The sequence below is a fragment of the Brasilonema octagenarum UFV-OR1 genome (genome assembly GCF_963888615.1).
In the GTDB taxonomy this organism is placed as follows: domain Bacteria; phylum Cyanobacteriota; class Cyanobacteriia; order Cyanobacteriales; family Nostocaceae; genus Brasilonema; species Brasilonema sennae.
The window spans coordinates 1-7,725 of the sequence record NZ_CAWPKW010000159.1 but is presented as its reverse complement, the minus strand read 5'-3'; the positions used below and the strand labels follow the sequence as shown (position 1 = coordinate 7,725).

Sequence of the window (7,725 nt, the reverse complement as noted above, 5' to 3'; positions counted from 1 at the left end):
GCGTGTCCCTTTGGGACTCAGGGCTCAGGAGATAGCTTCGCCGAACGTCCGAACGTCCGAACCGTGTAAGGGGATAGGGGTGAAGGAAGAATTAGCCCGAATATGAATCAGGGTTGGGCAAACTTTTTTGCTAATCCAGCCAAAAACAGCCATTAATACCACAAACTGAACAAGAATAATACTAGGATCGCAAGCAAACTTCAAAAAACCTGATACAAAGATGCCAACGATACTGCTTATGGAAGCGACAATCACACATAGCAACACCAAACGAGCGAGAATATCGCCAAATAGTACGTTCATGAGGTTATCGCGATATCCTTGAATTAAGTGAGAATCATGGCTACTGCCAACCCGCCTGATAAGACAATATTCAAAAGGCTATTGAGTATGTAAGATTTCTTTTTTATTAAAAAAATAACTATAAATTTCCTACATGAATACTATGTCAACTAAAGACACTTTTGCTGACAATATCACTCATTCTCTTTCCCAAAAAGAAACTAGTGAGTACAATCAAATATCCAGTCAAGTAGAGAGTGATAACGTGCAACCTGTGTCATATGAGCTTCTCAACAGTGAGAAAGCCCAGCGCATGGCAGAATTTTTTGGCTTTTTAGGCGATGCTAATCGTTTGCGTATTCTCTCACTGTTAGCTCAAGAAGAACTTTGTGTAAGTGATTTGGCAGCAGTATTAAAAATGAGTGAATCTGCTGTTTCCCATCAACTGAGAAACTTACGGGCGATGCGTTTGGTTAGTTACCGCAAGCAAGGTCGTAATGTATTCTACCGCTTACATGACAGTCATGTTTTGCATCTTTATCAAGCTGTTGCTGAACATTTGGATGAACAGGAGTAAAGGATCATGGCGCTAAACTTTTAACCAACTCATCAAGTTTCAGACACTCAAATGCACCTGCGTGATACCCTGACGCATTTCGTACTGTCGCTTCAGCCAAGAGTGGCGAATTGTTTGACCAAGTAAGGGAGCAAGTTGAATCAATAGCCAACGTATCAGTGCATTTTTTCGTAGTAGTTCGCCTTGTGCTGCTTCCTGCATCTGGAGTTGTTGGGCGCGGATAATTTCTGGCTCACGTTCCGCTTGAATCCGGGATAGTGCTGCGTCAATCTCTTTGTGTCCAGCTTGTGTGTTAAACAGTGGTACAAGGTGATTAGCAGCGACGATGACATCACGCAATGCGACATTGATTCCTTGAGCGCGAATGGGAGACATTGGGTGTGCAGCATCACCCAGAAGTAACACTCCTGGGGCGTACCAGGATGGACAACGACCAACTACAACTGATAGCTTAATCGGAGTTTCGATGGTGTCTGCATAGCTATGGAAATGCTCTGCCATCCATGAGGGTGATAGCGATGCAAAAATTTCTGCCCAGTCTGCTTGTTTGCGATCGGTTTTTTCATCTGCAGATATTACCCAAGCTAGATGCAGTTTTCCTTCCTCTGCTCCGTGAAAGATGGTGAATACGCGATCGCCATTAACGATTAAATTAAACACATTATCTCCTGTAAAGCTAGGACTGGCAGCAAGTTTGAACCAGAGAATATCCACATCCTTTGGCTGACGTACCAATTGCAACCCTGCCCGTTGTCGGATAACCGAGTTTCGACCGTCTGTCCCAATCACAAGTTCGGCGGAAATTTCACGTCCACTGCCCAGTTTCACACCCGCAACGCGATTATTAATCCACAGTAAATCCTTTACAGCAAAACCTTGTATAAATTCAAAGTTAGGATAAGCCTGAGCTTCGGTAATGATAGCTTCGAGGAATGGCGGTTGCGACACCAACGTACAGGGTCGATCCGCCCCCATTGGTTCCTCAACTCGAAACAATTGCTTTTTACCTATGATGAACTCCCATGCGTCGAGTTGTCTATGAGGAATACGTTCCACAATCGCCGATAATCCCATTTGCTCAAGTGCATCCAACCCACTCGGCATTAACCCTTCACCGCGAAACACTCGATGGAAATCCTTCGCCGCCTCAATCAATGTTACTGCAATACCGCGTTTTACAAGCTGTAAAGCAAGCGTAGCACCAGTCGGACCTGCACCCACAATCACAATCTGCGCCATTACATTTCCCCTACGTTTATTGAATTGTTCGTAAATTGTCCATTTTCAGTTTTGAGTTGCTTACATTAACCTTTTCCTCCCGTAAACGTTACACTCTCAATAAAATACCTGTTAAAAAATGCATAAATCGCCAAAGCCGGTAAAGTAAACACCATAGAAGCCGCCATAATATAGTTCCAATAACTAATGAATTGACCTTTAAAAGTATTCAATCCCAAAGGAAGAGTAAACATTTCTGGATCAAACAAAATAACTAGAGGTAACAAGAAATTATTCCAATTTCCCATAAATACAAAAACTGCTTGTGCTGCTAAAGCTGGTTTTGCTAAAGGTAAAACAATATGCTGAAAAATACCCCAAGTCTTCAATCCATCCAATTGAGCAGCTTCTTCTAATTCCTTGGGAAAATTTACGAAAAACTGCCGCATCATAAAAATGAAAGTAGCATTAACCATACTTGGGACAATCATCCCTTGATAGGAATTCAGCCAACCTAAGGCTTTTAAAATTAAAAATGTGGGAATGAGGGTGATCTGTGCAGGGACTGCTAAGACTGTCAAAATCAGGAAGAACCAAAAGCGTTTACCCGTAAAGTTCAGTCTTGCTAAGGCGTAACCTGCCATTGAATTGAACAACAAGTTTAATACAGTCACACTGATAGCTATAACCACACTATTGAAAACCCATCGCAGAAACAGCGGTTCTTGGAAAAAAATTTGTTTGTAGTTGTCGAGAGTAAAGTTTTTGGGTACAAAATTAGGTTCACCGCTGACAATTTCAGATAGCGGTTTAAATGATGCTGATAGTGCCCATAAAAAGGGAATGAGCGTGATGATTGCATACAGTGTTAGTAAAATGTATAGCAGTGTCTTCCAAGTCAAAAAATTATATATTTTCATTTTGATAATATCTTTATCAAGGGTTTAGTTTTTCCTCACCATCACCCAGCTTAAATAGTCTCTTCAACTTGAGAATTAAATCAGCTTCTGTAACTGAAAAAAACAACCAGTATTCTAAACTACATTTACACCCTTGAAATATTTTTGCTAATGAGTTCTTGCACCCAAGCTCTAAAAGCTCTCATAGTCTTGTTTCTACCCACAGTTTTACACTGTTGAAGATACTCAGGAATGACTTGCTGGAGAGGAAAATTAGGGAAAATTGGGCTAAACGTAGATGAAATATATTTACCGTTTTGCAGAACATTAATTTGTAATTTGCCTTTTTCAAAGCACCACAACTCGGGTACTGCTAATGCTTCATAGATACTAGAGTGAGTGCGGGAAGTTACATCAATTTCTAACGCTAAGTCTGGAGGCGGATCTACTGTTAAGTCTAATCTGTCTCTGCCTCGAACGACTGGTTCATTTTGGATATAAAAACAGTTGTCAGGTTCAATGCCTTTGTCCATTAATTCATTTTTGAAAGTTGTCGAACCTAAAGACATAAATTCAATGTCTAGCTCCTCAAGGAGTACTTTCACTAAATCGCTAATATTTTCTTTATTACGCTCATGTTCAGGTAGTGGTGTCATAATTTCTAGCATTCCATTTTCATAAGCTACCCTAGCGGCACGATGTTCACCTAATTCTTCTAAAATCGTTTCAAATTCTTGCCATGTAACATTTTTTAGCAGCACTCGCTGTCCTGGTGGAACTTCTAATTGCTTCAGTTTTAATAGCATGTTTGCCTCCATTTTGAAGTGTAACTTATTTGACATGAATGGCTTTAGCTCAGTAAGTTTCCTTTAAAAATTTTCGCCTCCAAAAAACCGCCGTTGAATCAAAGTGATAACAATAATGACTGCTGCGAGTAAAAAGGCTATCGCCGCTGCATACCCCATCTGTAAGTTACGAAAGACAGCTTGATATATCAATAGAACTATTGTCAAAGTAGCATTATTCGGTCCACCAGTGCCGTTAGAAAAAATATAAGATTGGTCAAACAATTGAAACGTGCCAATGACTCCTATTGTGACTACAAAAAAGGTTACTGGTTTGAGTATAGGAATCGTGATATAAATAAACTGCTGCCAGCCATTTGCTCCATCTAGCGATGCAGCCTCATAAAGTGAACGAGGAATATCCTGCAACGCTGCTAAATAAATCACCATGTAAAACGGTGCTGTTGACCAAATATTCATCAGCATAATACCTTTGAGGGCAACGGCTGGATCTCCTAACCAGTTGTAAGTAGGTAGCCCTACAAAAGCAAGAAAATCATTGAGTAACCCATTCGTGTTATAAATCCACATAAAAATCAGCGTCAACACGGCTGAGGAGGTGACTGTCGGCAAAAAGTAAAGAATACGCCACCAATTTTTGGCACGAATACCAGAGTTGAGCGTCACAGCTAGAATTAAAGCCAAGACAGTTTGAGCCGGGACAACAATTGCAACATATTGGGCTGTATTTCTTAAAGCAATCCAAACCTGTTCATCTTCAATGAGTCGCGTGAAGTTGCGAAAGCCTACAAATTGATACTTAATAGCGCCAAGAAGTTGAACTTTGTGCAGGGAAAGAAAAACAGCCCAGAGAATGGGTAGCACGACAAATGTGCCCAACACCAGAATGGTTGGCATCATAAACAAGTATCCAGCCAAGTCTTGTGTGATGTTCGATCTAGACTTTGTTTGTCGCCTTCTGACTTCAAACACAAATGTACCTCCAACTCATCCGGCACCATCCCGACTGTAGCGATAGGTAATGCATGATTATTTATCGTAACTGCTTGTGTATCAATTCAGTTGCAGTTCAACCAAGCTTGACTTAAACAAAACTTAAAGAAATGTCAAGCCTATCAAAAGATTATTCATTGCATTCCGCTTTCAAGATTTTATACGCTGTTACTAAAAATACAGAGTTTCTAAACACGATTTTCATATTCAAACAATAAGCCTCTATATGAGGTTGGTACGCATTGCCATCCTTACGGTAGATGTTTTTTTCAGTCAGTTAAAAAGCTCGATATAATTCTGACGCCTGATTGCCGTATGCGTTTATCTCTACTTTCTAAATCAGCTTTTAGCTTTGCAGCTCTTACTTTTTGTTTTGCTGTTGTTTTTGGAACTAAACCAGCAACAGCTGCATCGTTTAGTGTTGTTGCTGAGGGTCTTGATAATGTCAGGGGTCTCAACTTTGGTCCTGATGGTAGCCTCTACATCACAGAGTCGGGTGTAGGAGGAGGAAATCCTTACCTTCTCATCGGTTATGGTGGTAATCCCACCATCCGCGATTTTTCAGAAAATGCCCCCGGTTGGGGACAACTCTACAAAGTAGATTTCAACACGGGTTCGTTAACAAGTCTTGGCGATTTTGCAAAATATGAATTGGCTAATAATGCTGATGGGGAAGTTGTGCTTGATACAAGCGGTGAAATCGCTAGCAACCCCTATGGTGTGGCAATTAAGGGCAATACTGCTTATGTGATTGATGCGGCTGCCAATGACATTTTAACTGTGGGACTTGATGGCAGTAATTTGAAGACTTTTACTGTGCTTCCCAAGCAAACAATAACAAATCCTGTCTTCCCAACTCCTGGACCTGGACAAGTGCTACCTCCTGACGCGCCACCACCAGGTCAAACTCCAGAGGAAGTTGAAATTCAATCAGTACCGACAGGTGCCGCATTTGGTCCTGATGGTGCTTTGTACGTCAGCGAATACACGGGTTTTCCTTTTCCAGTCGGTAAAGCGCGGATATTTCGAGTTGGATCTGATGGTGAAGTTACAGTCTACGCTGACGGCTTTACCCAACTCTCTGATTTAGAATTTGATCCCCAAGGCAATTTGTATACCGTACAATATTCGAATGCACCGCAATGGTCGGGCGTTACAGATGCTTCTCTTATCCAAATCGCCCCAGATGGCACTCGTACAACTTTGCTTAGTGGCAATGGACTAGAATCTGCCACAGCCTTGACAATTGGTCTTGATGGTGCTGTTTATGTAGCAAATAAAGGCGATCGCCCTGGAGTTGGGCAAGTTTTGCGGGTTGATCCAAAAGCAAAAGTCCCTGAACCAAGTGTTGTAATAGCTATAGTCGCGGTTGGTGTTTTAGGACTGAGTACTTTGCACAAGTGTAAGCCAAAACGCATAGTACTCAAGAAATGAAGTACAGATTTATCTGTGTTCCATGAGTGGTTCATAATTTCTTTGTGTACCTTACCCAATTGCAAACCGCCATATACCACTCACTCATATTTACTCCATAGCGATACGCGGAGCGTCAAGCGTATGCGCAAAGCGCACGCTGCGCGAACGACTGAGCGCTCACGCCGAAGTCCTCTGGCTTATCGCCTTAATCAGTTCATTAGCTTCATCTTGTGCTCGTTGCATCGCCTGTTGTAGTGGTTGCTGTCCTAACAAAGCGCTAACAAACTGGTTATCAAAATTGTTTACAATCGCTGCTGGATATTCACCGACTTGCCAAGGTATAGCATAATTTACTCCTGCCACAAGTGCAGTTCTCACGGGGTCTTGATCATAACCCAATTTCTGAGCAACAGATTTCCGAGATGGCAGAGCAAAGCCTGTTTTCGTCCACTTTGTCATACCTTGTTTACCTGTGAGATAAGAAATAAGTTCCCAAGCTTCGGCTTTGTGTTGGGTTTGCTTGTTCATCACGTAGGCAACAGTGAATACCATCGTATTTTTGTTATCATTAATTGTAGGCAATTCTGCGGTAGCAAACTCTAAATTAGGAAAAGTTTCTGTGAGGTAGGGAATTGCCCAGTTCCCCTCAATCACCATTGCGACTTTACCCTGACCAAACATTTCACTGCCAGAATTTGTGCCAACATCAGATTTTTGAGATGAGGAGCGGTCTTTTTGATACTGGTCTATCGCCAATTGTAATCCTCGCAAGCTGGCATCACTGGCAAATGCTGCATAACCATTTTGGTTTACAAGTTGTCCACCAAAAGCTTTGATTTTGTAAGCCTGACGCGGTAATTCTGGAATTTCTCCAAAACCGTATTGATCAATTCTGCCATCTCGGTTACGGTCTACGGTCAACTTCTTTGAGTAAGCACGCAGTTCATTCCAAGTTGATGGTGGAATGGTTAAGCCTGCGGCTGCAAAAGCTTTTTTGTTATAAAACAGAGCAAGTGTCGAATAGTCCTTAGGTAAGCCGTAAATATGCTTACAATATTTGAAGCTACTGAGTAGTGTTTCCTCAAAGTCAGCAACCTCAAAATCGGGAGTTATATACGCATCAAGTGGTTCTAAAACATTCTGGCTCATGAAAAAAGGAGCTTCAAGAGCATCTAAATAGAATACATCAGGAGCCGCTTCACCCACCAAGCGGGTTTTTATGACATCCATGTATTGGTCGTTGATGACTTCATGCCTGACTTTAATATTAGGATGGTTTGCTTCAAAGTCTTGCAATAGTTCTTTCAAGAGTTTTTGTTCTGCTGGACTTGCTGTCCAACCGCCCAGTTTGATAGTGACTGCGGTTGGTGCAGAGGAAACGCTCATAAAAGGTAGATTTTGACAACCAATAACAAAGAGGGCGATGCTTCCAAAAAGAGCCGCCCAAAGCATAATTCTCTTTGGGAGTATTGTCCTTTGGGCGATAGCTAGCCCCTAAGGGGCAAAGCTCGCCGGGGGGAGTATCCCCCCGGCA

At 41.9% G+C, this 7,725-nt stretch carries 8 protein-coding genes; 2 read left to right on the top strand and 6 right to left on the bottom strand.

Annotated elements, in window-relative coordinates; genetic code table 11:
* Nucleotides 1-24: 24 nt before the first annotated feature.
* Nucleotides 25-303: a hypothetical protein gene (locus tag AC5590_RS10845; RefSeq protein WP_169268649.1), complete on the bottom strand. Its 279-nt coding sequence runs from the start codon at nt 301-303 to the stop codon at nt 25-27.
* Nucleotides 304-595: 292 nt separating this feature from the next.
* Between AC5590_RS10845 and AC5590_RS10840 the strand changes: the two genes are divergently transcribed.
* Entirely contained in the window at nt 596-859 is a 264-nt protein-coding gene (locus AC5590_RS10840) for an ArsR/SmtB family transcription factor (RefSeq protein WP_246163332.1), read from the top strand.
* A 39-nt stretch (nt 860-898) separates the two neighbouring features.
* Here AC5590_RS10840 and AC5590_RS10835 read toward each other — a convergent pair whose 3' ends face one another.
* From AC5590_RS10835 to AC5590_RS10820, 4 genes are all read right to left on the bottom strand, one after another.
* Nucleotides 899-2,098 carry an FAD-dependent oxidoreductase gene (locus AC5590_RS10835; RefSeq protein WP_169268647.1) on the bottom strand — a complete coding sequence of 400 codons (1,200 nt, stop codon included), beginning with the start codon at nt 2,096-2,098 and terminating at the stop codon, nt 899-901.
* Between the two features lie 65 nt (nt 2,099-2,163).
* Complete coding sequence (locus AC5590_RS10830) at nt 2,164-2,997, bottom strand: carbohydrate ABC transporter permease (RefSeq protein ID WP_169268646.1); 834 nt, start codon at nt 2,995-2,997, stop codon at nt 2,164-2,166.
* Nucleotides 2,998-3,122: 125 nt separating this feature from the next.
* Complete coding sequence (locus tag AC5590_RS10825; RefSeq protein ID WP_169268645.1) at nt 3,123-3,782, bottom strand: Uma2 family endonuclease; 660 nt, start codon at nt 3,780-3,782, stop codon at nt 3,123-3,125.
* 63 nt (nt 3,783-3,845) lie between these two features.
* Nucleotides 3,846-4,679, bottom strand: a complete 834-nt coding sequence (locus AC5590_RS10820; RefSeq protein ID WP_370460856.1) for a carbohydrate ABC transporter permease — start codon at nt 4,677-4,679, stop codon at nt 3,846-3,848.
* A gap of 411 nt (nt 4,680-5,090) precedes the next feature.
* Between AC5590_RS10820 and AC5590_RS10815 the strand changes: the two genes are divergently transcribed.
* Nucleotides 5,091-6,209: a ScyD/ScyE family protein gene (locus AC5590_RS10815; protein ID WP_169268643.1), complete on the top strand. Its 1,119-nt coding sequence runs from the start codon at nt 5,091-5,093 to the stop codon at nt 6,207-6,209.
* A gap of 159 nt (nt 6,210-6,368) precedes the next feature.
* Here AC5590_RS10815 and AC5590_RS10810 read toward each other — a convergent pair whose 3' ends face one another.
* Nucleotides 6,369-7,577 carry an ABC transporter substrate-binding protein gene (locus tag AC5590_RS10810; RefSeq protein ID WP_498823161.1) on the bottom strand — a complete coding sequence of 403 codons (1,209 nt, stop codon included), beginning with the start codon at nt 7,575-7,577 and terminating at the stop codon, nt 6,369-6,371.
* Between the last annotated feature and the right edge of the window lie 148 nt (nt 7,578-7,725).